This is a genomic window from Actinoplanes sp. NPDC051537, from assembly GCF_055586105.1.
On record NZ_JBVJIU010000006.1, the window covers coordinates 110,429 to 132,645 of the forward strand.

The 22,217-nt window shown below is 72.3% G+C and carries 20 protein-coding genes; 15 read left to right on the forward strand and 5 right to left on the reverse strand.

Features of this window, described 5'->3' with window-relative positions:
• The first annotated feature begins 158 nt into the window (after positions 1 to 158).
• From ACZ6TB_RS15690 to ACZ6TB_RS15700, 3 genes are all read left to right on the forward strand, one after another.
• Complete coding sequence (locus ACZ6TB_RS15690; RefSeq protein ID WP_465554819.1) at positions 159 to 845, forward strand: gamma-glutamyl-gamma-aminobutyrate hydrolase family protein; 687 nt, start codon at positions 159 to 161, stop codon at positions 843 to 845.
• Between the two features lie 61 nt (positions 846 to 906).
• Positions 907 to 1,656, forward strand: a complete 750-nt coding sequence (locus ACZ6TB_RS15695) for a gamma-glutamyl-gamma-aminobutyrate hydrolase family protein (RefSeq protein WP_465554820.1) — start codon at positions 907 to 909, stop codon at positions 1,654 to 1,656.
• Between the two features lie 75 nt (positions 1,657 to 1,731).
• The gene (locus ACZ6TB_RS15700; protein WP_465554822.1) at positions 1,732 to 5,268 is read left to right on the forward strand and encodes a SpoIIE family protein phosphatase; all 3,537 of its coding nucleotides are present in this window, start codon (positions 1,732 to 1,734) and stop codon (positions 5,266 to 5,268) included.
• Here the strand turns inward: ACZ6TB_RS15700 and ACZ6TB_RS15705 are convergent.
• Positions 5,255 to 5,569: an STAS domain-containing protein gene (locus ACZ6TB_RS15705; RefSeq protein WP_465554824.1), complete on the reverse strand. Its 315-nt coding sequence runs from the start codon at positions 5,567 to 5,569 to the stop codon at positions 5,255 to 5,257. The genes ACZ6TB_RS15700 and ACZ6TB_RS15705 overlap by 14 nt on opposite strands.
• Positions 5,570 to 5,689: 120 nt before the next feature.
• On the opposite strand from ACZ6TB_RS15705, the gene map reads away from it, so the two are divergent.
• A complete protein-coding gene (map, locus tag ACZ6TB_RS15710; RefSeq protein WP_465554826.1) occupies positions 5,690 to 6,547 on the forward strand; it encodes a type I methionyl aminopeptidase in 858 nt (285 codons plus the stop codon).
• A complete protein-coding gene (locus ACZ6TB_RS15715; RefSeq protein ID WP_465554828.1) occupies positions 6,544 to 7,233 on the forward strand; it encodes a VIT1/CCC1 transporter family protein in 690 nt (229 codons plus the stop codon). Before map ends, ACZ6TB_RS15715 begins: the two co-directional genes overlap by 4 nt.
• On the opposite strand, the gene ACZ6TB_RS15720 is transcribed toward ACZ6TB_RS15715, so the two are convergent.
• From ACZ6TB_RS15720 to ACZ6TB_RS15730, 3 genes are all read right to left on the reverse strand, one after another.
• Positions 7,230 to 7,937, reverse strand: a complete 708-nt coding sequence (locus ACZ6TB_RS15720; RefSeq protein WP_465554829.1) for a nucleotidyltransferase domain-containing protein — start codon at positions 7,935 to 7,937, stop codon at positions 7,230 to 7,232. The two genes, ACZ6TB_RS15715 and ACZ6TB_RS15720, sit on opposite strands and share 4 nt — an antisense overlap.
• 61 nt (positions 7,938 to 7,998) lie before the next feature.
• A complete protein-coding gene (locus ACZ6TB_RS15725) occupies positions 7,999 to 8,412 on the reverse strand; it encodes a DUF4439 domain-containing protein (protein WP_465554831.1) in 414 nt (137 codons plus the stop codon).
• Positions 8,409 to 8,819: a hypothetical protein gene (locus ACZ6TB_RS15730; protein ID WP_465555558.1), complete on the reverse strand. Its 411-nt coding sequence runs from the start codon at positions 8,817 to 8,819 to the stop codon at positions 8,409 to 8,411. The genes ACZ6TB_RS15725 and ACZ6TB_RS15730 overlap by 4 nt, the downstream gene beginning before the upstream one ends.
• Before the next feature lie 219 nt (positions 8,820 to 9,038).
• Between ACZ6TB_RS15730 and rimP the strand changes: the two genes are divergently transcribed.
• The 8 genes from rimP to ACZ6TB_RS15770 all read left to right on the forward strand — a co-directional run bounded on the left by rimP (position 9,039) and on the right by ACZ6TB_RS15770 (position 17,340).
• Positions 9,039 to 9,653 carry a ribosome maturation factor RimP gene (gene rimP / locus ACZ6TB_RS15735; RefSeq protein WP_465554832.1) on the forward strand — a complete coding sequence of 205 codons (615 nt, stop codon included), beginning with the start codon at positions 9,039 to 9,041 and terminating at the stop codon, positions 9,651 to 9,653.
• Positions 9,650 to 10,666, forward strand: a complete 1,017-nt coding sequence (gene nusA, locus ACZ6TB_RS15740; RefSeq protein ID WP_465554834.1) for a transcription termination factor NusA — start codon at positions 9,650 to 9,652, stop codon at positions 10,664 to 10,666. Before rimP ends, nusA begins: the two co-directional genes overlap by 4 nt.
• 40 nt (positions 10,667 to 10,706) lie before the next feature.
• Positions 10,707 to 11,045 (forward strand): YlxR family protein, encoded by a 339-nt coding sequence (locus ACZ6TB_RS15745; protein WP_465554836.1) that lies wholly within the window; start codon positions 10,707 to 10,709, stop codon positions 11,043 to 11,045.
• A 106-nt stretch (positions 11,046 to 11,151) separates the two neighbouring features.
• Complete coding sequence (gene infB, locus ACZ6TB_RS15750; protein WP_465554838.1) at positions 11,152 to 14,235, forward strand: translation initiation factor IF-2; 3,084 nt, start codon at positions 11,152 to 11,154, stop codon at positions 14,233 to 14,235.
• A gap of 144 nt (positions 14,236 to 14,379) precedes the next feature.
• Positions 14,380 to 15,402, forward strand: a complete 1,023-nt coding sequence (locus ACZ6TB_RS15755) for a TRM11 family SAM-dependent methyltransferase (RefSeq protein ID WP_465554840.1) — start codon at positions 14,380 to 14,382, stop codon at positions 15,400 to 15,402.
• A gap of 33 nt (positions 15,403 to 15,435) precedes the next feature.
• Entirely contained in the window at positions 15,436 to 15,729 is a 294-nt protein-coding gene (locus ACZ6TB_RS15760) for a DUF503 domain-containing protein (RefSeq protein ID WP_465554842.1), read from the forward strand.
• A gap of 103 nt (positions 15,730 to 15,832) precedes the next feature.
• Entirely contained in the window at positions 15,833 to 16,309 is a 477-nt protein-coding gene (gene rbfA, locus ACZ6TB_RS15765) for a 30S ribosome-binding factor RbfA (RefSeq protein ID WP_465554844.1), read from the forward strand.
• Positions 16,306 to 17,340, forward strand: coding sequence for a DHH family phosphoesterase (locus ACZ6TB_RS15770; protein WP_465554846.1), 1,035 nt, complete (start codon positions 16,306 to 16,308; stop codon positions 17,338 to 17,340). Before rbfA ends, ACZ6TB_RS15770 begins: the two co-directional genes overlap by 4 nt.
• Before the next feature lie 182 nt (positions 17,341 to 17,522).
• Here ACZ6TB_RS15770 and ACZ6TB_RS15775 read toward each other — a convergent pair whose 3' ends face one another.
• Positions 17,523 to 18,821: an alpha-amylase family protein gene (locus tag ACZ6TB_RS15775; RefSeq protein ID WP_465554848.1), complete on the reverse strand. Its 1,299-nt coding sequence runs from the start codon at positions 18,819 to 18,821 to the stop codon at positions 17,523 to 17,525.
• Between the two features lie 534 nt (positions 18,822 to 19,355).
• On the opposite strand from ACZ6TB_RS15775, the gene ACZ6TB_RS15780 reads away from it, so the two are divergent.
• Both ACZ6TB_RS15780 and truB read left to right on the forward strand, forming a co-directional pair.
• On the forward strand, positions 19,356 to 20,687 hold the full coding sequence (locus tag ACZ6TB_RS15780) for an MATE family efflux transporter (RefSeq protein WP_465554850.1): 1,332 nt from the start codon (positions 19,356 to 19,358) through the stop codon (positions 20,685 to 20,687).
• Between the two features lie 644 nt (positions 20,688 to 21,331).
• Positions 21,332 to 22,213 carry a tRNA pseudouridine(55) synthase TruB gene (gene truB, locus ACZ6TB_RS15785; RefSeq protein ID WP_465554852.1) on the forward strand — a complete coding sequence of 294 codons (882 nt, stop codon included), beginning with the start codon at positions 21,332 to 21,334 and terminating at the stop codon, positions 22,211 to 22,213.
• Positions 22,214 to 22,217: the final 4 nt, after the last annotated feature.

Sequence of the window (22,217 nt, forward strand, 5' to 3'; positions counted from 1 at the left end):
GCACCACCCCCCCCCCCCCCACACCCCCCCCCCCTCTTTTGTGTCGCGCCCCCCCCCCCCCCCCCCCCCCCCCCCCCCCCCCCCCCCCCCCCCCCCCCCACCCCACCTCCGCCGTACGGTCGACCCGAACCGAAACATGATCTGACTACGGTGGAGCGATGCGTCCGATCATCGGCATCACGAGTTATGTGTTGCCCGCGACCTACGGGGTGTGGCACGACCTGCCCACGGCACTGGTCCCGCACGACTACGTGCTGGCCGTGCGCGAGGCCGGCGGCCGGGCCGTGGTCCTGCCGCCCGACGACCTCGACGCCGGCGTGCTCGACGTCCTCGACGGCCTGGTGCTGGCCGGCGGCCCCGATCTGCATCCCCGCTGGTACGGCGCGGAGCCCGAGCCGCTGACCGAAAGCCACCCGGAGCGCGACGACGCGGAATTTCTCCTGGCCAGGCGGGCGTTGGAACTGGACAAGCCCCTTCTGGGGGTGTGCCGCGGGATGCAGCTGCTCGCCGTGGCCGCCGGCGGCCGGCTCCACCAGCACCTGCCCGACCTGCTCGGGCACGAGAAGCACCGGCCGGCCCCGGGCGTGTACGGCCAGCACGACGCGAGCTTCGAGCCGGGCAGCCGGATCGAGGCGCTCATGGGTGACGACGTGGCCATCCACTGCTACCACCACCAGGGCGTGGCCGACCCGGGCACGCTCCGGGTCACCGGCCGCGCCGAGGACGGGCTGCCGGAGGCGGTCGAGGATCCGGATCGCCGGTTCGTGCTCGGCGTCCAGTGGCATCCCGAACTGATACGAGATCGGCGCCTGTTCGGCGCGCTGGTGACGGCGGCGACGGCCTAAGTCCCGGCGCCGGGTTGCCGAACCTGGCGATGATGAGGAACAACGAGGAGGACAGCAGCACATGCGCAGGCCCCTGATCGGCATGACCGCGTACGCCCAGCAGGTGAAGTACGGCAGCAACGACCTCATGGCGGGCATGCTCCCCATGTCGTACGTGCGAGCGGTGCATGCGACCGGCGGGCGGGCCGTGCTGATCACCCCGGACGACCCCGGCACCGATGTGATCCACTCGCTGGACGGGATCGTGTTCTCCGGCGGCGGCGACATCGACCCGGCGAACTGGGGGGCCGAGCAGCACCCGGAGACCGACATCGACCCGGCCCGGGACGAGGCCGAGCTCCTGCTCATGCGCGCGGCGCTCGACGCCGACCTGCCGGTCCTCGGGGTGTGCCGGGGCATGCAGGTGATGGCCGTGATCGGCGGCGGCACGCTGCACCAGCACCTCCCCGACCTGATCGGGCACGACCGGCACCGGGCCGCCTCGGGCACCGACCCGCTGGCCGCCGACGCGTCCGCCTTCGGCCGGCACGACGTCGTGGTGCGTCCCGACTCGCGGTCCTTCGACCTGCTCGGCGAGCGCCTGACCGTCAACTCGTTCCACCACCAGGCGGTCGACGACCCCGGCAAGTTCCAGGCCGTCGGGTGGTGCCCCGACGACCGGGTCATCGAGATCATCGAGCACCCGGAGCACAGCTTCGCGCTCGGCGTGCAGTGGCACCCCGAGCGCACCTCCGACCTTCGCGTCTTCGCCGCGCTGGCCGAGGCGGCCGCGGTCCGCGCCGGAATCGCGCCGATCGCCCTCGCCGCCTGACCGGGTGGGCCGGTGTTACGGTGCTGAACCGTACCGGTCGGACAGCCGCCGGTCGCTCGATCCGCGGGAGGGGCCATGGGCGCCGAGGCGAACAGCGCCCCGGCCGCGCTGCTCACCGCGTTCGAGCGCGGCGGCGAGATGGGCCGGCGGATGCTCGAGCTGGACTGGTCCACGAGCCCGCTCGGACCACCCGCGACCTGGCCCGACGAGCTGGTCACCGCCGTCAGCGTCATGCTCGCGTCCAAGGTGCAGATCGCGCTCTTCTTCGGCCCGGAGCACTGCGGCCTCTACAACGACGCCTACATCCCGGCCCTCGGCACCAAGCATCCGGCGAACCTGGGCCGGCCCGGCCGGGACATGTGGGACGAGGTCTGGGCGGTGCTGCAAGATCTCTTCGACGGGGTTCGCGAGCGCGACACCGCGTTCTTCTCCCCGGACCACCCGTTCCTGCTGCGGCGGCACGGCTACCTCGAAGAGGTGTATTTCGACATCTCGTTCGACCCGCTCCGGGCCGCGGACGGGCAGGTCACCGGCATCTTCTGCATCGTCGCCGACACCACCGCCCGGGTGCTGGGCGCTCGGCGGTTGCGCACGCTGAGCGCGCTCGGCGCCCGGCTGGCGGACGCGGCGGACGAGGACGCGCTGGTCGCCGAGGCGGACGCCGTCCTCGCCGACAACCTCGCCGACGTGCCGTTCGCCCGGCTCGTGCTCGACCCGGCCGAGCTGCCGCCGGCGGCTCGCGCGGCGATGGCGACCGGCCGGCGCGGGACGGTGCGGCTGCGGGAGATCGTGGATCAGCCGCGGGACGCCGCGGACGAGGCCCTGGTGCTGCCCGTCGGCGCCGGCGCGCTGGTCGCGGGGGTGAGTCGCCACCTGCCGCTCGACCACCAGTACCGCAACTTCTTCGACCTCGCGGCGGCGCAGGTCTCGCAGGCGCTGACCCGGTTGCGGGCGTACGAGCAGGAGAAGGCCCGGGCCGCCGCGCTCGCGGCCCTCGACCAGGCCAAGACCAGCTTCTTCTCCAACGTCAGCCACGAGTTCCGTACGCCGCTGACGCTGATCCTGGGCCCGCTGGAGGACCTGCTCGACGACCCCGCGCTGCCGGCGGCCGAGCGGGAACGGCTGCTGACCATGCACCGCAACGGCCTGCGCCTGCTCAAGCTGGTCAACACGGTGCTCGACTTCTCGCGGCTCGAGTCCGGCCGGATGACCGCCTCCTTCCGCCCCACCGACCTCGCCGACTACACCGGCCGGCTGGCCAGCACGTTCCGCTCGGCCGCCGAGCGGGCCGGCCTGGAGTTGCTGGTGGACGCGCCGCCGCTGCCCGAGCGGGTGTACGTCGACCGCGAGATGTGGGAGAAGATCGTCCTCAACCTGCTCTCGAACGCGGTCAAGTTCACCGAGACCGGGCGGATCGTGCTGCGCGTCTTCGCCGAGGACGGCCACGCCGTGCTCTCGGTGCGCGACACCGGGGTGGGCGTGCCGGCGGGTGAGCTGCCGCTGCTGTTCGACCGCTTCCACCGGGTGACCGGCGCCTGGTCGCGGAGCCACGAGGGAACCGGCATCGGGCTCGCGCTGGTGCGCGAGCTGGCCGAGCAGCACGGCGGAACGGTGACGGCGCAGAGCGAGGTGGGTCGCGGCAGCGTCTTCCTCGTACGCATTCCCTTCGGTACGGCTCATCTCCCGCCCGACCGCCTGAGCCCGGACTCGACCCTGGTCGTCTCCGACACCGCGTCCCGGCTCTTCCTCGAGGAGACGTACTCGTGGCTGCGGGAGGAGCCGCCGGCGCCCGTCGGCACGGACCGCGAGCGCGGTCGCATCCTGCTCGTCGACGACAACGCCGACCTGCGCGACCACGTGGCCCGGCTGCTGCGCGCGCACTGGGATGTGACCACCGCGATCGACGGCGTGGCCGCCCTCGAACTGGCCGAGCGGCAGACGTTCGACCTGGTGCTGACCGACATCATGATGCCGCGGCTGGACGGCTTCGGCCTGATCGCCGCGCTGCGGGCCGACGAGCGCACCCGGGACGTGCCGATCCTGGCGCTCTCGGCCCGGGCCGGCGAGGAGGCCTCCGGTGAGGGCCTGGCCGCCGGCGCCGACGACTACCTGGTCAAGCCGTTCTCGGCGCGCGACCTGACCGCGCGGGTGCGGGCCAACCTCGACCTCGGCCAGGCGCGCCGCCAGGTGATCAGCCGGCTGCGGGGGCTGGTCGACGCGGCCGCCGCGGTGAGCACCGTGCGCACCACGGCCGAGGTGCTCGACGTGGCGGCCCGGCACGTGCAGGCGATGACCGGCGCCGGCCGGGTGGTGGTCACCGCCAACGGGGCGCGGGCCGAGGTGGACGGCGGCGCCGACCAGGAGGCAGAGGCCGACCAGGTGCTGACGCTGCCGGACACCTCCGGCGCCGGCGTCGGCGAGCTGCGGGTCTGGTCGGGCAAGTCCGGGCCGCTCGAGCCGGCCGTGCTCGCCCAGCTCGCCCGGCTGATCGGGCTGCGCCTGGAGAACGCGCGGCTCTACGAGGCCGAGCACCGGATCGCCACCACGCTGCAGCACAGCCTGCTGCCGCACTCGCTGCCCCGGGTGGCCGGCGCGATCGTGGCCAGCCGCTACCTGCCGGGCAGCACCGAGGCCGAGGTCGGCGGCGACTGGTACGACGTCTTCCCGGCCCCCGACGACCGGCTGTTCCTGGTGATCGGGGACGTGGTCGGCAAGGGGGTCCAGGCCGCGGCCGGCATGGGTCAGCTCCGCAACGCTCTCCGCGCGTACATCCTCGAAGGTTTTGATTGCGGTGAGGCCCTGACCCGCCTCAACCGCCTGGTCGACAACCTCGGCCGGCGGCAGTTCGCGACCGTGGTCTGCGCGCGCTTCGACCCGGTCGCCGGCCGGCTGCACTACTCCTCGGCCGGGCACCCGCCGCCGGTGCTGGTGCGGCCGGGCAAGCCGGGGGAGTTCCTCTACCGCAGCGCGCTCGGGCCGCCGATCGGGGCGCTGTCCGATGCGGAGTACCCGACGCTCGAGGCCGCGCTCGAGCCCGGCAGCCGCCTGCTGCTGTACACCGACGGCCTGGTCGAGGACCGCCGGACCCCGATCGACGTCGGCCTGGCCGAGCTGCTCTCCGACGTCGACCGGCCCGCCGACCACGTCGAGGATCTGCTCGACACGCTGCTGGCCAAGGCCGCCCGGCGGACCCGGCGCGACGACATCGCGCTGATCGCCGTGCAGGCCACCGAGCCGCGCGAGTTCGTGCTGCGGCTGCCCGCCGACCCGACCCGGCTCAGCGTGCTGCGCCGCCGGCTCGAGGACTTCCTGACCGGCAACGGCGTGCCCGAGGCCGACGTCTTCGACCTGACCGTGGCGGTCTCCGAGGCCGCCGCGAACGCGATCGAGCACCCGGTCGACCCGCTCGAGGAGCTGATCACCATCGAGGCCTCGGTCGAGGACGACGCGGTGCTGGTGACCGTGCGCGACACCGGAAGCTGGCGGCCGGCCGCGGCGGGCGGCTTCCGGGGGCGGGGGCTGGCGCTGATCGGGGCGCTGACCGAGCTGTCGGTGGCGCGCGGCGCCGAGGGCACCGCGGTGACGCTACGGCGGCCGATCAATCCGGGCTGAGCCACGGCTGGGTGGACAGGCCCGAGATCTCCAGCACCCGGCGCACCTGGGCCGAGGGCAGCACGGTCAGCCGCTCGCCGTAGAACGCGACCAGCTGGAGCAGCGCGTGGATCGCGGCCGAGTCGAAGAAGCTGACGTCGCGCAGGTCGAGGGTGGCGGTGGTGACGTCGTCCTTGGTCGCGGCGCGGAACATCGCGTCGGCGGTCGACATGTCGACCTCGCCGGAGATCGTCACGACCGCGCGCCCTCCGTCCACCACGGCGTCGGCCGAGAAGTTGAGGTCCGCGCCCTCTTGATCCACCAACACACGATTTCACAGGGGCCCGGGGGCAGCAAGAAGCGGGCGAAGAGGTCAGCCGAGCCGTTATGGTGCGGCGGCCGCCACACCGATCTTCGTGACCGGCGGCGATAGGCTGGAACTATGACCGTTCGCGCTCCATTGGCGCCGGGAAAGCAGTCGCCCTGGCGGGCGGTCCCGGCGCAGATCGTCCGTCCCGAGTACGTCGGCAAGAAGCGCCCGAAAGAGTGGCGCGGGTCGCACGTGCAGACCGCCGAGACCATCGAGAAGATGCGGATCGCCGGGCGGACAGCGGCGCAGGCGACGCAGCTCGCCGGGGAGCACTGCAAGCCGGGCGTGACCACCGACGAGATCGACCGGGTGGTGCACGAGTTCCTCTGCGACCACGGGGCCTACCCGTCGACGCTGGGCTACAAGGGCTTTCCAAAATCGTGCTGCACGTCCCTCAACGAGGTGATCTGTCACGGCATCCCCGACACGACCGTGCTCGAGGACGGCGACATCATCAACGTCGACGTGACCGCCTATCTGAACGGCGTGCACGGCGACACCGACGCCACGTTCCTGGTCGGCGACGTCAGCGAGGAGGCGCGCCTGCTCGTCGAGCGCACCCACGAGGCGATGATGCGGGGCATCCGGGCGGTCGCTCCCGGCCGGCCGATCAACGCGATCGGGCGGGTCATCGAGGCGTACGCCCGCCGCTTCGGTTATGGCGTCGTCCGCGACTTCACCGGTCACGGGATCGGCGAGACGTTCCACTCGGGGCTGTACATCCCGCACTACGACAACCCGCGGCTCGACACGATCATGGAGCCGGGGATGACCTTCACGATCGAGCCGATGATCACGCTCGGCACCCACGAGTACGACCTGTGGAAGGACGGCTGGACGGTCGTCACCAAGGACCGCAAGTGGACGGCGCAGTTCGAGCACACGCTGGTGGTGACCGAGGACGGGTTCGAGATCCTGACCCTCCCGTGACCGCGATCGTGGAGCATCACCACGCCGACGTCTCCGGGGGCTGGTTGCGCGCGGCCACCTTCGGCGCGATGGACGGCCTGGTCACGAACATCGCGCTGATCGCCGGCGTGGGTGGCGGCGGGGCCGGGCACCGTACGCTCGTGCTCACCGGCGTGGCCGGGCTGGTGGCCGGCGCGATCTCGATGGGCCTCGGCGAGTACACGTCGGTGCGCACCCAGAACGAGCAGGTCTCGGCCGAGCTGGCCAAGGAGCGGCACGAGCTCGAGGTCAACCCCGAGGGCGAGGCCGAGGAGCTGGCCGCCGCGTGGACCGCGCGCGGCCTGCCCGAGCACCTGGCCCGCCAGGTCGCGTCGGCGCTGCGTAACGACCCCGAGCAGGCGCTGCGGGTGCACGCGCAGGAGGAGCTGGGCGTGGTGCCCGACGAGCTGCCGAGCCCGTGGGTGGCGGCCGGGTCGTCGTTCGTCTGCTTCTCGGTCGGCGCGCTGATCCCATTGATCACATACCTGCTGGGCTTCGACAACCTGTGGCTCGCGCTCGGGGTGGGCGGGCTCGGCCTGTTCGCGGCGGGCGCGGTGGTGGCCCGCTTCACCGCCCGGTCCTGGTGGCGCAGCGGCCTGCGGCAGCTCGCCCTGGGCGCGCTCGCGGCCGGCGTCACCTATGTGATCGGCGCGTTGATCGGCGCCTAGTCGAACAGCTCGGCCAGGGTGCCGTCGACCGGGCGGCCGCGCGCGGTCAGCTCCCCGGCCTGCTCCTTGAGCACGGCGCCGAGCTCCTGGATGTCGGCGCCGGCCACGCCCGTGCGGCGGACGGCGTCGGCGGCGCCCCGGAAGTACGTGCGCGTGAGCAGGCCGGTCACCAGCGCCGCGTGCAGCCGGGCCTCGGCGATCAGGACGAGGGCGGCGTCGGTCTCGTACCACTCGGCCAGCCGTACGGCCCGGGTGTGCGCGGCCCCGGCCAGGGCCCAGTTGTGCCGGGCCAGCGTGCTGAACTCGGGCGGCCGCGCCTCGGCGAGCCGGGCCAGGTGGGTGTCGCGCAGCTCGGCGAACCAGCCCTTCGGATCGTGCAGCGGCCGGGTCGTCACGTAGCGGTCGGCCTCCAGCGGCCAGCGCGAGGTCAGCTCGCGGGCCCGGCGCAGGCCCTCGTCGCCGTCGACCACCTCGAGATCGACGAGCGTGCCGTCGACCTTGCGCAGCGCCGGTTTCGGCCCGGTGGCCGGCCGGTAGGTCACCACCAGCAGGTTGACGTCGCTGCCGTCGTGGTCGTCGCCGTGCGCGAGCGAGCCGTGCACGCCGATCGCCCGCACGTCGGCCGGCCATCGCCGCTGGATCACGTCGCCGAGGCGGACCGCCAGCTGCCCCCGCGGCGAGGTGGTGTCGATCTCCTCGTGCACCCGGTCATTCTCGGTGATCCGCCCGTCCACGGAGGGTGGCGGACGGTGGGTGCGAAAAGGGCTATTTGGTACGGCCGGGGAACGCCATCGTCACCGGGCTCACCTCGGCCAGGCGGCGCCAGCGGGTCGCGCGGACGGCGGCGTCGGTCATCGCGGCCAGCGCGGCCGTGCGGTCGGCGTCCTGGGTCACCGGCAGCATCGGCCGCCAGGCCTGCGCCACGCCGTCCTCGATCTGGATGGCCAGCTTGAGCGCCGTCGCCCGATCGGTGATCGGGAACGGCATCCGGTAACCGGCGGGCGCCGCGGCCGCGTCCTTCGCCAGGGGGATCAGGTAGTCGCGACGGTCGCGGTGGGCCTGCTCGGCCGCGCGGGCCTGGGTCACCTCGCCGGCGCCGGTCAATCTCACCCCGATGATCCCGTACGCGTAGATGGCCGCCTCCTCGGCCGCCAGCGCGGCCGCCATCTGCTCGTTCACTTCAGCGCCTCCGCGTGCGTGGCCCGGCAGGCCGCGATCGAGCCGACCAGGGCCGCCCGGTCGGCCGGGGCCGTCTTGCAGGCCGCCACCGCCGTGCGCTGGGCCGCCTGCTCGGCCGTCCGCAGGCTCGCGATCACGTCGTCCGCCGCGTTCGCGCCGCTCGGCGCGGGGGCCGCCGCGCCCGACGCCGGGGTCTTCCCGATCGCCTGGGCCAGCGCGTCGGCGTGCGCCCGGTGGTCGGCGGCGAGCGGGGTCAGCCGGGCGGCGAGGCCGGGCTGCGCGGCCGCGGCCTGCTCGTAGGCGGCGGCCAGCGCGAGCGCCTCGTCGAGCACGGGCTGCAGCGCGTCCGGCGCGGGTGGCGGTTTCGGGTCGTCCTCGAAGAGACCGCACCCGCCCGTCCCGGCCAGGGCCGCCACGCCGAGGCCGGCCCCGAGCAGCCGCCGACGGGTCGGTCCGGTGTTGCTCACATGCACCGCGTCAGTAGACCACGGGCCGGGAGTGTGCCGAATCGGTGCGCCGGGGGACGCCCCCGTCGTCCCGCGCGTTACGCTCTGCGTCAGCCGCGGGGCTTCTGGCCCGGCGGCATATAGTGCTTTCCTTTGAGAACGGAAGAGAGGTCGAGCCCGATGACGCAGCGTGGTCGCGCCGGTGCCCGGCCTGGCAACCGCCCCGGCGCCCGCCGGACCCGGGACGAGGCCCCTCCGCCGGCCCCGCCCCGCATCGATCTCGCGGCCGCCCGGGTCCGGGTGCGCGAGGTGATCGAGCCGGTGATCGAGCGGGCCGGCTACGACCTCGAGGACGTGCACATCTCCCGGGCCGGTCGCCGGCACGTGGTGCGGGTCCTGGTGGACAGCGACGGGGGAATCAATCTCGACGGCGTCGCCGTCGTCTCGCGGGAGATCTCGGCGGCCCTCGACGAGGCCGACGAGCGTGGCGGCGAGGTCCTGGCCGGGGAGTACCAGCTCGAGGTCGGCTCGCCCGGCGTCGACCGGCCGCTGACCGAGCCGCGGCACTGGCGGCGCAACCGCGGCCGGCTGGTCGCGGTCAACGGCCTGACCGGCCGGGTGGTGGACGTCGACGACGCGGGCGTGGTGCTCGACGTCGACGGCGTGCCGCGGACGATCGCCTTCGCCGAGCTCGGGCCCGGCAAGGTGCAGATCGAGTTCAAGCGCATGGACGAGGCCGACTTCGGCGACGAAGACGACGTAGACGACGAAGACGATGGGGAGGGCGAGGAGTGAACATCGACCTCGCGGCGCTGCGCGCACTGGAGCGCGAGCGGGAGATCCCGTTCGACACGATCCTCGCGGCCATCGAGACCGCGCTGCTGACCGCCTACCGGCACACCGAAGGCGCGCAGGGCCACGCCCGCGTCGAGATCGACCGCAAGACCGGCGTGGCGACGGTGCTCGCCCAGGAGCTCGACGCGGACGGCACCGTCGTCCGCGAGTGGGACGACACGCCGCACGACTTCGGCCGCATCGCGGCCATGACCGCCAAGCAGGTGATCCTGCAGCGCCTCCGCGAGGCCACCGACGAGCAGCACTTCGGTGAGTACGCGGGACGTGACGGCGATCTGATCACCGGCATCGTGCAGGCCGACGCGGCCCGGGCCGAGAAGGGCATCGTGACGGTCGACCTCGGCAAGATCGAGGCGGTCCTCCCGCAGTCCGAGCAGGTGCCCGGCGAGTCCTACGAGCACGGCGCCCGCCTCCGGGCCATCGTGGTGCACGTGGCCAAGGGCTTCCGCGGCCCGCAGGTGACCCTGTCCCGGTCGCACCCGGCCCTGGTCAAGAAGCTGTTCGCGCTCGAGGTCCCGGAGATCGCCGACGGCACCGTCGAGATCGCCGCGATCGCACGTGAGGCAGGTCACCGCACCAAGATCGCGGTGCATTCGACCGTTCCCGGCGTGAACGCGAAGGGCGCGTGCATCGGTCCGATGGGCCAGCGCGTCCGGGCCGTGATGAGCGAGCTGCACGGCGAGAAGATCGACATCATCGACTGGTCGGAGGATCCGGCCACGTTCGTCGGCAACGCCCTCTCGCCGGCGAAAGCCCTGCGTGTGGAGGTCGTGGACGCGGCCACCCGGACGGCCCGGGTAACCGTGCCCGACTTCCAGCTCTCCCTGGCCATCGGCCGGGAAGGTCAGAACGCCCGGCTGGCCGCCCGGCTGACCGGGTGGCGCATCGACATCCGACCGGACAACGAGCCGGCCAACGTCTCGGACCGTGATGCGGCCGAGGCGGGAAGCTGACCGGATACGCGGCGCGCGCGACCGAGGGGTAGACTTTTCCATGGTCGGTCCGACACGAACCTGTGTCGGTTGTCGTGAACGCGCGCCGGCCATCGAGTTGATCCGGTTCGTAGCGGTGGGCAGTGGAGACGACCCCGATGGGGACGCTCTCCGTCTGCAAGCCGATCCGGGCCGCCGATTGCCGGGCCGGGGAGCACATCTGCATCCCGATCCGGCCTGCTTCGCGCTGGCGGAGCGGCGTCGCGCCTTCGGGCGAGCGTTGCGATTCACCGGTGTTGCTGACACCGGTCCGCTTGCCGAGCACATCCGTTCGGTCACCGTGCCGCACGGAACCACCGATGATCCGGCTCTGTCGCCGGATCACGACCCAGCAAGGTAGGACGACCCAGATGAGCACACGATGAAGTCCCTGAAATGAACAGGCTTCTAGTGCACGAGTGAGGTCGTTGCGGGTGCGCTCGCACGACCTCGAAGTGAGGAGTGCAGTGCCAGGCAAGGCCCGCGTACACGAGCTCGCAAAGGAGCTCGGGGTCGACAGCAAGACCGTTCTCGCCAAGCTCAAGGAGATGGGCGAGTTCGTCAAATCCGCATCCAGCACGGTCGAGGCCCCCGTGGCCCGACGGCTGCGTGGCGCCCTCGAGGCCGGTTCCGCCCCCGCGGCGAGCCCGGCCGGATCGGCGTCGGGCGCTTCCGCGCCCGCCGCTGCTCGTTCGGCTCCGCCCACCAACGCGCGACCCCAGCCGCCGCGCCGGCCCACCAGTCCGGCCGCGGGTGCGCCCAACGCACCCACGTCCCCGGCGCCGGCGCCCGGCCCGTTCGTGCGTCCGAAGCCGCCGGCCGGCCGCCCGGGCCCCACGCCCGGTCCGGTCGCCAAGCCGGCGAGCGCCCACGACATCGAGGTCGCGGCGGCCGAGGCACGTGCCTCGGCGCTCAAGGCCGAGCAGGAGGCCGCGGTCAAGGCCGCACAGGCCGCCCGCACCCGCGACGCCGAGCGTCGCGCCCAGCAGCCGCCGACCGAGGGTCGCACCAGCGGCCCGCGTCCGGGTCCCGGCGCGGTCCCGCCCCGTCCGGGTTCCCCGGCCGCAGGCAGCCGTCCGGCCGCTCCCGGCGCTCCCGGCAGCCCGCGTCCCGGCCCCGCCGGTGGCGCGCCGCGGCCGCCGGCGCGCGGTCCCGGCAACAACCCGTTCGGTGTCTCCGGTGGCGGGTCCACGCGACCCACGCCCTCGGCGATGCCGCGTCCCAACCAGCCCGGCATGCCGCCGCGGCCGAGCCCGGCGTCCATGCCGCCGCGGCCCAGCCCCGCGTCCATGCCTTCCCAGCGTCCGGGTCGTCCGGGCCCCGGTGGCGGCGGCGGTGGCGCCGGTCGTCCCGGCGGTCCCGGTGGCGGTCGCGGCGGCCCCGGTGGCGGCGGCGGTGGCTTCCGTCCCGGTGGCGGCGGCGGTGGCGGTGGCGGTGGCTTCCGCAGTGGCGGCGGTCCCGGCGGTGGCGGTGGCGGCGGTGGCGGTGGCTATCGCGGCGGCCCCGGTGGTGGCGGCGGTGGCGGTGGCTACCGTGGCGGCCCCGGTGGCGGCGGTGGCGGTCCGGTCGGCGCCGGCGCTCCGGGTCGTCCCGGTGGCGGCGGTCGTGGCCGTGGCGGCGGCGCCGCGGGTGCCTTCGGGCGTCCGGGTGGCCGGCCGACCCGTGGCCGCAAGTCGAAGAAGCAGCGGCGTCAGGAGTTCGACAACCTGTCGGCTCCGGCCATGAGCTCGGGCGCGCCCCGCGGCAACGGCCAGGAGATCAGGCTGTCCCGTGGCGCGTCGCTCTCCGACTTCGCCGACAAGATCAACGCGAACCCCGGCTCGCTGGTCCAGGAGATGTTCAACCTGGGCGAGATGGTGACGGCGACGCAGTCGTGCTCCGACGACACGCTGCTGCTGCTCGGCGAGCACCTGGGCTTCGACGTGCAGATCGTCAGCCCCGAGGACGAGGACCGCGCGCTGCTCGCGCAGTTCAACATCGACCTCGACGCCGAGGTGGCCGAGGACCGGCTGGTCACTCGTCCGCCCGTCGTGACCGTCATGGGTCACGTCGACCACGGTAAGACGAAGCTGCTCGACGCGATCCGCAAGACGAACGTGGTGGCCGGCGAGGCGGGTGGCATCACCCAGCACATCGGCGCCTACCAGGTGTCGTACGAGCACAACGGCGAGGACCGGGCGATCACGTTCCTGGACACCCCGGGTCACGAGGCGTTCACCGCCATGCGTGCTCGTGGCGCCCAGGTGACCGACATCGTCATCCTGGTCGTGGCCGCCGACGACGGCGTGATGCCGCAGACGGTCGAGGCGTTGAACCACGCCAAGGCCGCCGAGGTGCCGATCGTGGTCGCGGTCAACAAGGTCGACAAGCCCGACGCCAACCCCGACAAGGTGCGTCAGCAGTTGACGGACTACGGCCTGCTCGCCGAGGAGTACGGCGGCGACACCATGTTCGTCAACGTGGCGGCCAAGCCCGGCATCGGCATCGACGACCTCCTCGAGGCCGTCCTGCTGACCGCCGACGCGTCCCTGGAGCTGACCGCTCCGACCGACGGGCCGGCGCAGGGTGTCGTGGTCGAGTCGCACCTCGACAAGGGCCGCGGCGCCGTCGCGACCGTGCTGGTGCAGAAGGGCACGCTCCGGGCCGGCGACTCGATCGTGGCGGGCGGCGCGCACGGCCGCGTCCGCGCCATGCTCGACGAGAACGGCAAGACCGTGGCCGAGGCCGAGCCGGCTCGTCCGGTCCTGGTCCTGGGTCTGACCTCGGTGCCGGGCGCCGGCGACACGTTCCTGGCGGCCGAGGACGACCGCACGGTGCGGCAGATCGCCGAGCAGCGTCAGGCTCGTCGCCGGGCGGCCAGCTTCGCGAACTCGCGGAGCCGGGCGACCCTCGAGACGCTCATGGAGCAGCTCAAGGAGGGCGAGAAGACCTCGCTCACCCTGGTCATCAAGGGCGACTCGTCCGGTTCGGTCGAGGCCCTCGAGGACGCGCTGTTCAAGATCGAGATCCCGGACGAGATCCAGCTCAAGGTCATCCACCGCGGCGTCGGTGCGATCACCGAGAGCGACGTGAACCTGGCGTCGGCGTCCTCGGACTCGACCGCCACGATCATCGGCTTCAACGTCCGCGCCTCGAACAAGGTCAAGGACATGGCCGACCGGGCGAACGTGGAGATCCGCTACTACAGCGTGATCTACCAGGCCATCGAGGAGATCGAGGCCGCGCTCAAGGGCCTGCTCAAGCCGGAGTACGAGGAGGTCGAGCTGGGCACCGCGGAGATCCGCGAGGTCTTCCGCTCGTCCAAGATCGGTCTCATCGCCGGCTGTCTGGTCCGTACCGGTCTGCTCCGCCGCAACGCCAAGGCTCGCGTCCTGCGCGAGGGCGTCGTGGTGGCCGAGAACGTCACGATCAGCTCGCTGCGTCGCTTCAAGGACGACGCGACCGAGGTCCGTGAGGGCTTCGAGTGTGGTCTGACCATGACGGGCTTCGGCTCGCCGCAGGTCGGCGACGTGATCGAGACCTTCGAGATGCGCGAGAAGCCGCGCGCGTAAGGCGATAGCCCTGGGAGCCCCCTGTCCTCGGAAAGCGCGGACAGGGGGCTCTCGCATGCCTGCTGTGGGGGCCGAGCCCCCAGACCCCACGGTGCGGCGGTTGCGTTCGCTGCGCCGGTCCCGCCACCTGCCAAGATGGAACCCATGTCCCGGTACGCCCTGCTGCTCGCCCCGTCCGCCAACCGCGTCTACGCCGATCAGGCCGGTCGCCTCGCCCGCGCCGAGCTGGCCGCGTTCGGACCGGCCCTGTCGTCCGACCTCTCGGACATCGACGTCACCGTCCTGGGTGGCGTGGAGTACCTGACCTTCGCCGGGAGCCTGTCTCCCCGGGACATCTCGTACCTGTCCAACCTGTCGTCGGCGTACGCGCTGTTCGAGGTGGTGGACGATCTTTTGCGTCCGGTCACCCTGACCGCGCTCGCCCGGTACGACAGCGACCTGATCACGATCCCGAAGTACGCCGGCAAGACGAACGAGCAGTTCACCAAGCTCGTCCTCAACCTCACGCTGCTGGCCTCGGCGTCGGCCGGCCGCATGCTCGACGGCCACCTCACCGTCATCGACCCGCTGTGCGGCCGCGGCACCACGCTCAACCAGGCGCTGATGTACGGCTACGACGCGATCGGGATCGAGGTCGACGGGAAGGACGTCGAGGCGTACAAGCTGTTCCTGCAGACCTGGCTCAAGCGCAAGCGGCTCAAGCACACCGCCGACCTGGTGCCCGTGCGGCGGCAGGGGCGGCGCGCGGCCCGGCGCCTCGAGGTGACGCTGGCCGCCAGCAAGGACGACCACAAGGCCGGCGCCGTGCAGAAGGTGACCGTGCTCCAGGCCGACACCACGCAGCTCGACGGCCTGTTGCGGGGTGGCGTCGCCGACGTGTTGGTGGCCGACCTCCCGTACGGGATCGCCCATGGCAGTTATGACGATCAGGGTGGGCTCTCCCGCAGCCCGCTCGACCTGCTCGAGCGCGCGGTGCCGCATTGGCTGCCGCTGGTGCGCCCGGGCGGCGCCCTCGGCCTGTCCTGGAACATCAAGGTCGCCCGGCGCGAGCTCGCCGAGGACATCCTGCTCGCGAACGGCCTGGAGATCGTCCGGCACGAGCCGCTGGCGCACCGCGTCGACCAGGGCATCGAGCGGGACGTCCTGATCGCCCGGAAACTGAGCTGAAAAAGGTCATAGCCCGGCGGTACGGTGCTCGCGATGTTTACCGAAACCGCAGTGTTCGACCTGCTGCTGCCCGGCGACTCCCGCTCGCTGAAGCAGAAGCGCTCCTACGTCCGCCCGATCATCGCGATGCTGAAGAAATTCGAGGTCAGCGTCGCCGAGGTCGGCATGCACGACCTGCACGGCCGGGCCCAGATCGGCGTGGCCGTGGTCGCGCCCGACGCCGCCCAGGTTCGCACGGTGATCGACACGTGCGAAAACCAGATGGCCGGCCGGCCCGAGATCGAGCTCCTGTCGGTCCGGCGCAGGCTCTACGGCGACGACGATTAGCCAGGTCGGCGGGACGTTCGTCGGCAACAGGTCGTGGGTAGGCTTCAGCAGTTGGGCGGGAGTAGTTCGGACCCCGCGGGAATCACAGTCGGAGGTGGGCGATATGTCGGACCCGGCCAAGACGCGTCGGCATGCGGAGCGCGTGAGGGAACTGGTGGCGTCGCTGGTACGTGAGATCAAGGACCCCCGGCTCGGCATGGTGACGATCACGGACGCCCGGATCACCGGCGACCTGCGTGAGGCCACCGTCTACTACACGGTTCTCGGCGACCCGACCGAGCAGGCCGCGACCCAGGCGGCGCTCGAGAGCGCCAAGGGCATGCTGCGCACCCGCGTCGGCCACGCCCTGGGCCTGCGGCACTCGCCGAGCCTGGCGTTCGTGCTCGACAACGTGCTCGACCACGCCAAGGAGATCGACGACCTGCTCGCCGAGGCCCGGCTGCGCGACGAAGAGGTCCAGCGCCTGTCCGCCGGCAAGCAGTACGCGGGCGATCCCGACCCGTACAAGTCGGAGGACGACGAGGACGGCGAGGACGGCGAAGAGTCCGAGCGGGTCGGCGCACGCGAGGACCTCGGGTGACGACTCCCTCGGGCGTGCCCGGGGGAGTGACCGGCGAGGAGTGGTCCGCGACCGTCGAGGCGGTTCGCGGGCTCGCTCCCGGCGCGGACGGCGACGAGGTCCAGCTGATCTGCCACGTGAACCCGGACGGGGACGCGCTGGGCAGCATGCTGGGCTTCGCGCTCGCGCTGCGGAAGTCGGGCATCACCCGTCTGCGGGCGACCTTTCCGGGCGAGTTCGAGCTCCCGGTCCCCTATCAATCTCTCCCCGGCGTCGACCTGCTCGTGCCCGAGTCCGGAGCCTTCGCCGCGCCGAAGGTGGTCATCACGTTCGACGTGGCCGCCGAGTCCCGGCTGGGCGGGCTGGTCCGGCTGCTGGACGCGCCGTGCGTGATCGTGCTCGACCACCACGCGTCGAACACGCGCTTCGGCCGGCTCAACCTGATCGACCCACACGCGGCGGCGACGTCGGTGGTGGTCGAGGGCCTGCTCACGCGACTGGGCGTGCCGCTGGACGCGGAGATCGCCGAGTGCCTGTACGTGGCGCTGGCCACCGACACCGGCTCGTTCAAGTTCGACATGACCACGCCCGAGGTGCACGAGCTGGCCGCCCGCCTGATCGCGACCGGCATCAGCCCCGGCGTCATCTCCCGGCGCATCTTCGACACCCGCCCGTTCGGGGCGATGAAGCTGGCCGGCGAGGCGCTGGGCCGCGCGGCGCTCGACCCGACGGCGGCCGGCGGCCACGGCATGGTGTGGACCTACGCCACGCTCGACGACCTGCGGCGGTACGGGCAGAAGCCGTACGTGCTGGACAGCTTGATCGACCCCATTCGCAGCGTCGCCGAGGCCGACGTCGCGGTGGTGGTGAAGCAGTCGGGCGAGAACGAGTGGGCGGTGTCCCTGCGCAGCAAGGGCGCCGTGGACGTGAGCGCGGTGGCGGTGTCGCTGGGCGGCGGCGGCCATCGGCTGGCGGCGGGGTTCACCGGGCACGGCACGCCGGGTGACGTGGTCGCCGCGGTTCGCGCGCGCCTGGAGGACTACCTGCTCTGACGGGCCCTTTGCTCTGCTCACCTATACGCGCGTCGTGGTGGCCTTGCTCTGCTCACCTATGCGTGCGTCGTGGTGGCCTTGCTCTGCTTACCTATGCGTGCGCCGTGGTGGCCTTGCTCTGCTCACCTATGCGTGCGCGCACGGTGGCCTTGCTCTGCTCACCCCTGCGCGCGGCCGAGGTCTTATGCGGTGGCCACGCACCAGCCGAACGGCTCGAGGGCGACCCGGCCGGCGCCCCCATCGACGGTGGCGGCGCCGGCCTCCACCTGCCACGAAGCCGGCGGGAGTTCGGCGTCGGCCGGCGTCGCGCCGAAGTTGAGGGCGGCCGCGACCCGTTCGCCGTTCGGGCCGGTCAGGGTGTAGCTGAGGACACCGTTGCCGAGGCTGTGCACCTCGGTGGTAGCGCGGACCAGCCAGGCGTGGCGCCGGCGGATGCCGATCAGGGCCTGGTGCAGGCGCTGGGTCTCGATGCCGTCGTCGCCGAGGGCGGCCGGTGACGCGGGGAACGCCGGGCGGACCGCGTCGTCGCCGCCCTCGCGCTCCTCCTTGACGCCGCGCCAGGCGCGCTCGTCGCCGTAGTAGACCGACGGCACGCCGCCGACCGTGAACAGGACGGCCAGGGCGTGCGGGAGGTGCCGCGGGTCGTCGAGGCGGCTCGCTATCCGGGTCACGTCGTGGTTGCCGACGAACGTCTGCGGCGCGAACGTCGCGAGCAACTCGTTGTGCCGGCCGAGCGCCCAGGCGAGCTCGTGCGGGTTGACGTCGTTCAGCGAGCTCCAGATCGCCTTCCACAGCTCGTACTGGGTGACCGAGTCGAGCCCGCCCTCGACGATGAACGACTCGTAGTCGCCGTGAATCACCTCGCCGGACAGCCACACGTCGGGGTGCTCATCGCGTACGCGCTGAGTGACGTTTTTCCAGAAAGGGACCGGCACCGCGTAGGCCGCGTCGAGACGCCAGCCCGCCACCCCGCGGTCGAGCCAGTGCCGGAGCACCGCGGTGACGTGATCGGCGACGGCCGGCGATGCGTGGTTGAGCGCGACGAGCTGCGAGTGCCCCTCGAAGGTGCGGAAATCGCCGTTGTCCCGCACGAACCAGTCGGCGAACTCGGAACTCGCGCCGAGGCGCTGCACATCCTGGAAGGCGGCGAACTCGCGGCCGACATGATTGAAAACCCCATCGAGCAGCACGCGTACGCCTTTGGCCGCCGCTTTTTCGACCAGGTCAGCGAGATCGTCCTCGGTGCCCAGCCGCGGATCGACGCGGAAGTGGTCGACGGTGTCGTAGCCGTGCGACTCGGACGCGAAGATCGGCCCCAGCGCCAGGCCGTTGCACCCGAGCTCGAGCAGGTGGTCGAGCCAGTCGGCGAGGACCGGCAGACGGTGGCGCACCGGCTCGCCCGGCGGCAGCGCCGTGCGCTCGGCGCCGAGGAAGCCGAGCGGATAGACGTGCCACCAGATCGCATGATCCGACCAGCGCATGCTGCCCTTTCTAGTGCCTGATCCCGTTGGCCACTTGTCGGCGGAACTCATCCGATCGGGTGGCCGAGTGTTGTTTTCGCAGGTCGTGAACGCTTTTCCAGCATCCCGCGCGGTTGCCGGGCCGGTTTCGTTTGTCTCGCAGGGTGGGAACGTCGCCTCGGCCGTTGGAACTGAACGATAGTTTGGTCCTTAACGGTGATTTGGTTTTGCGCGGCCGTGACCACCAGCCGCCGCGAAGCCTCGAGCCACCCGGGTCCACCGACTCGGGCCGCGTCATCTCGCGCCATGCGTCCGGCGACCCCGGACCGGCCACTTGACGCCCCGCTCGACCGATCTTGGGCGCATGCCGTCGAGCCGCGCCCCACCCACCGTGGAGGAACCACATCATGGCTGCCAAGCCGAAGCCGCCCACCACTGACGAAGCCCGCGAGCAGGCGCGTCGCGCCCTGCAGACCTCGCTGGACACGCGCCAGTAAGCGGTAAGCACTCAACTTCATTGCGATCCTTACGGCCCGGCGGGCATCATGGGTATCCATGAGCCCGCCTGCCCGGCCCGCTGCCCTTGATCGCGTCACTGCCCGTGGGATCGCCCGCCTGGCCGTGCCCGCCCTCGTGGTGCTGGCGGCCGAGCCCCTCTACGTTCTCGTCGACACCGCCGTCGTCGGGCATCTCGGGCGCGTCCCGCTCGCGGCCGTCGCCGTCAGCGGAACCGTCATGTCGATGGCCGCCTGGCTCGGCACGCTCATGGCCTACGGCACCACCAGCCGGGCCGCCCGCCGCTTCGGCGCCGGCGATCGAGCGGCCGCGGTGGCCGAGGGCGTACAGACCTCCTGGCTCGCGCTGATCGCGGGCGTGCTGCTGGCGCTGCTCGCCCAGGCCGGCGCCGGACCGCTCGCCCACGCCCTCGCCGGTTCCGCGGTGACCGCCGATGCCGCCGCCGGCTGGTTGCGCATCGCGGCGCTCGGCGCGCCCGGCCTGCTGCTCGCCGCCGCCGGCAACGGCTGGATGCGCGGCGTGCAGGACACCCGGCGGCCGTTGCTCTTCGTGCTCGGCGCGAATGTGCTCTCCGCGATCCTCTGCCCGCTGCTCGTCTACCCCGTGGGGTGGGGCCTGACCGGCTCGGCGGTGGCGAACGTGGCCGCCCAGAGCGTGTCCGGCGCCTGCTTCCTGATCGCCCTGATCCGCGAGACGCGGGCGCTGCGTCCCCGGCCGCAGATCATCGTGCAGCAGCTGGTCCTGGGCCGCGACCTGCTGATCCGGGGCGCGGCGTTCCAGGCGTGCTTCCTCTCCGCCACGGCCGTGGCGTCACGCTTCGGAGTGGCCGCCGTCGGGGCTCACCAGATCGCGTTGCAGCTGTGGTTCTTCAGCGCGCTGGCCCTGGACGCGGTCGCCATCGCGGCGCAGTCACTGGTCGGGGCGGCGCTCGGGGGCGGGGACGCGGAGGCGGATCGCGACGTGGCCCGGCGGGTGACGGTGGCCGGCGGCATCGCGGGGATCGGGTTCGCGGTGCTCGCGGCGGCCGGGGCCCGGGTGGTGCCCGGCTGGTTCACGCCCGATCCGTCGGTGCACGAGCAGGCGGCGGTCGTGTGGCCCTGGTTTGTCGGGCTGATGCCGTTCGCGGGGGTGGTGTACGCCCTGGATGGGGTGCTGATCGGAGCGGGGGATGTGCGTTACCTGCGCAATCTGACGCTCGCTTCGGCGCTGCTGGGCTTCTTGCCGGCGGTGTGGCTCGCGTATTGGCTGAAGCTTGGGTTGGGTGGGGTTTGGGCGGGGTTGGGGTTGTTTATTCTTGTGCGGTTTGTGACGACGGTGTGGCGGTGGCGGTCGGGGAAATGGGCCGTGCTGGGGGCTGTGCGCGTGGGGTGACCGGGGGTGTTGGGTGGCGGGGGCTTGACCTGATGGAGTGGCGGGTGGGGCTGTGGATGACGTGCTGAAAATGTCGTAGGCGGGCGGTTAGCTTTCCCCCACCCAGCAAACGGGGTGGGGTGGAGGTGGAGTCAGGCGGAATCTGGCGGACTCAGGCGGAGTCGAGTGAAGTCGGGCGGAGTCGGGCCGAGTGGGGTCGGGCGGGGTCGGGCGAGCGAGGCTGCGGCGTCGACTCGGCGGCTTGACTCTGCCCCTGGGGGAGACACCAGAATTCTTCGCGGGCGGTTCCCCCTGGGAGGGCGGGTTCTGTGACGCGCGGGGCTGCCGGAGCGGAGCGCGAGCCAATCCGCGGGCGCAAGCCGATCCGCGGGCCCAAGCCGATCCATGGGCCTTAGTCGATCCATGGGCCCAAGCCGATCCATGGGCCCAAGCCGATCCACGGGCCCAAGCCGATCCACGGGCCCAAGCCGATCCACGGGACGCGGTCCGCGGCCGGGTTGCCGGAGCGGAGCCAACCCGCGGGCCAACCCGCGACTTCCGGCGGCCAAAGCCGAGACAAGGCGCCCTCTCAGGCCGGGGAGCGGCGGGACCGAAGCCGGGTGGGCGTCGAACGCGGCCCGAAGCCCGGCACCTAGGGTGAACGGGTGAGTGCAGACGGCCTGATCGTGGTGGACAAACCCGCGGGGATGACCTCGCATGACGTGGTGGCTCGCATTCGGCGGCTGGCCAAGACCCGGCGGGTCGGTCATGGCGGGACGCTCGATCCGATGGCCACCGGGGTGCTGATCATCGGGGTCAACCGGGCCACGCGGCTGCTCACCTATGTGATCGGGGCGACCAAGAGCTATCGGGCCACGGTTCGGCTCGGGCAGACGACCGTCACGGACGACGCCGAGGGGGACGTCACGGCGGCCGTCTCGGCGGCGGGCGTCGGCGACGCGGACATCCGGGCGGGGCTGGCGGCTCAGCGCGGGGAGATCGATCAAGTGCCCAGCGCGGTCAGTGCCATCAAGATCAATGGGGAGCGGGCCTACAAGCGGGTTCGGGATGGGGAGACGGTTGAGCTTCCGGCTCGGCGGGTCACCGTCTCGCGGCTGGACGTGCTCGGGATTCGGGCGGTGGGGGACCTCGTCGACGTTGACATCGAGGTGGACTGCTCGTCGGGGACCTACATCCGGGCCATCGCGCGGGATCTGGGCGTGACGCTGGGGGTGGGTGGGCATCTGACTGCCCTGCGGCGTACGGCGGTGGGGCGCATGACGCTGGCCGAGGCGCACACGCTCGAGGAGCTCGAGTCGCGCGCGCCCGATGTGGTGGGACTGTCGATGGCGGAGGCGGCTCGGCAGGCGTTTCCGCAGCGGGAAGCCACGCCGGACGAAGCCAAGGTGCTCAGCCACGGTGGGCCGCTCGCGCCGGTGGGGATCGGTGGGCCCTATGCGGTGTTCGAGCCGGGCGGGGATGTGCTGGCCATCGTGTCCGAGCGCGATGGGCGGGCCCGGGCCGAGATCGTGCTCAAGCCGGCCTGAAAGC

Coding starts and splice junctions, on each gene's coding strand:
- ACZ6TB_RS15690 (WP_465554819.1), top strand. CDS start 159: ATGCGTCCGATCATCGGCATCACGAGTTATGTGTTGCCCGCGACCTAC.
- ACZ6TB_RS15695 (WP_465554820.1), top strand. CDS start 907: ATGCGCAGGCCCCTGATCGGCATGACCGCGTACGCCCAGCAGGTGAAG.
- ACZ6TB_RS15700 (WP_465554822.1), top strand. CDS start 1,732: ATGGGCGCCGAGGCGAACAGCGCCCCGGCCGCGCTGCTCACCGCGTTC.
- map (WP_465554826.1), top strand. CDS start 5,690: ATGACCGTTCGCGCTCCATTGGCGCCGGGAAAGCAGTCGCCCTGGCGG.
- rimP (WP_465554832.1), top strand. CDS start 9,039: ATGACGCAGCGTGGTCGCGCCGGTGCCCGGCCTGGCAACCGCCCCGGC.
- ACZ6TB_RS15745 (WP_465554836.1), top strand. CDS start 10,707: ATGGTCGGTCCGACACGAACCTGTGTCGGTTGTCGTGAACGCGCGCCG.
- ACZ6TB_RS15755 (WP_465554840.1), top strand. CDS start 14,380: ATGTCCCGGTACGCCCTGCTGCTCGCCCCGTCCGCCAACCGCGTCTAC.
- ACZ6TB_RS15760 (WP_465554842.1), top strand. CDS start 15,436: ATGTTTACCGAAACCGCAGTGTTCGACCTGCTGCTGCCCGGCGACTCC.
- rbfA (WP_465554844.1), top strand. CDS start 15,833: ATGTCGGACCCGGCCAAGACGCGTCGGCATGCGGAGCGCGTGAGGGAA.
- ACZ6TB_RS15775 (WP_465554848.1), bottom strand. CDS start 18,821: ATGCGCTGGTCGGATCATGCGATCTGGTGGCACGTCTATCCGCTCGGC.
- ACZ6TB_RS15780 (WP_465554850.1), top strand. CDS start 19,356: ATGAGCCCGCCTGCCCGGCCCGCTGCCCTTGATCGCGTCACTGCCCGT.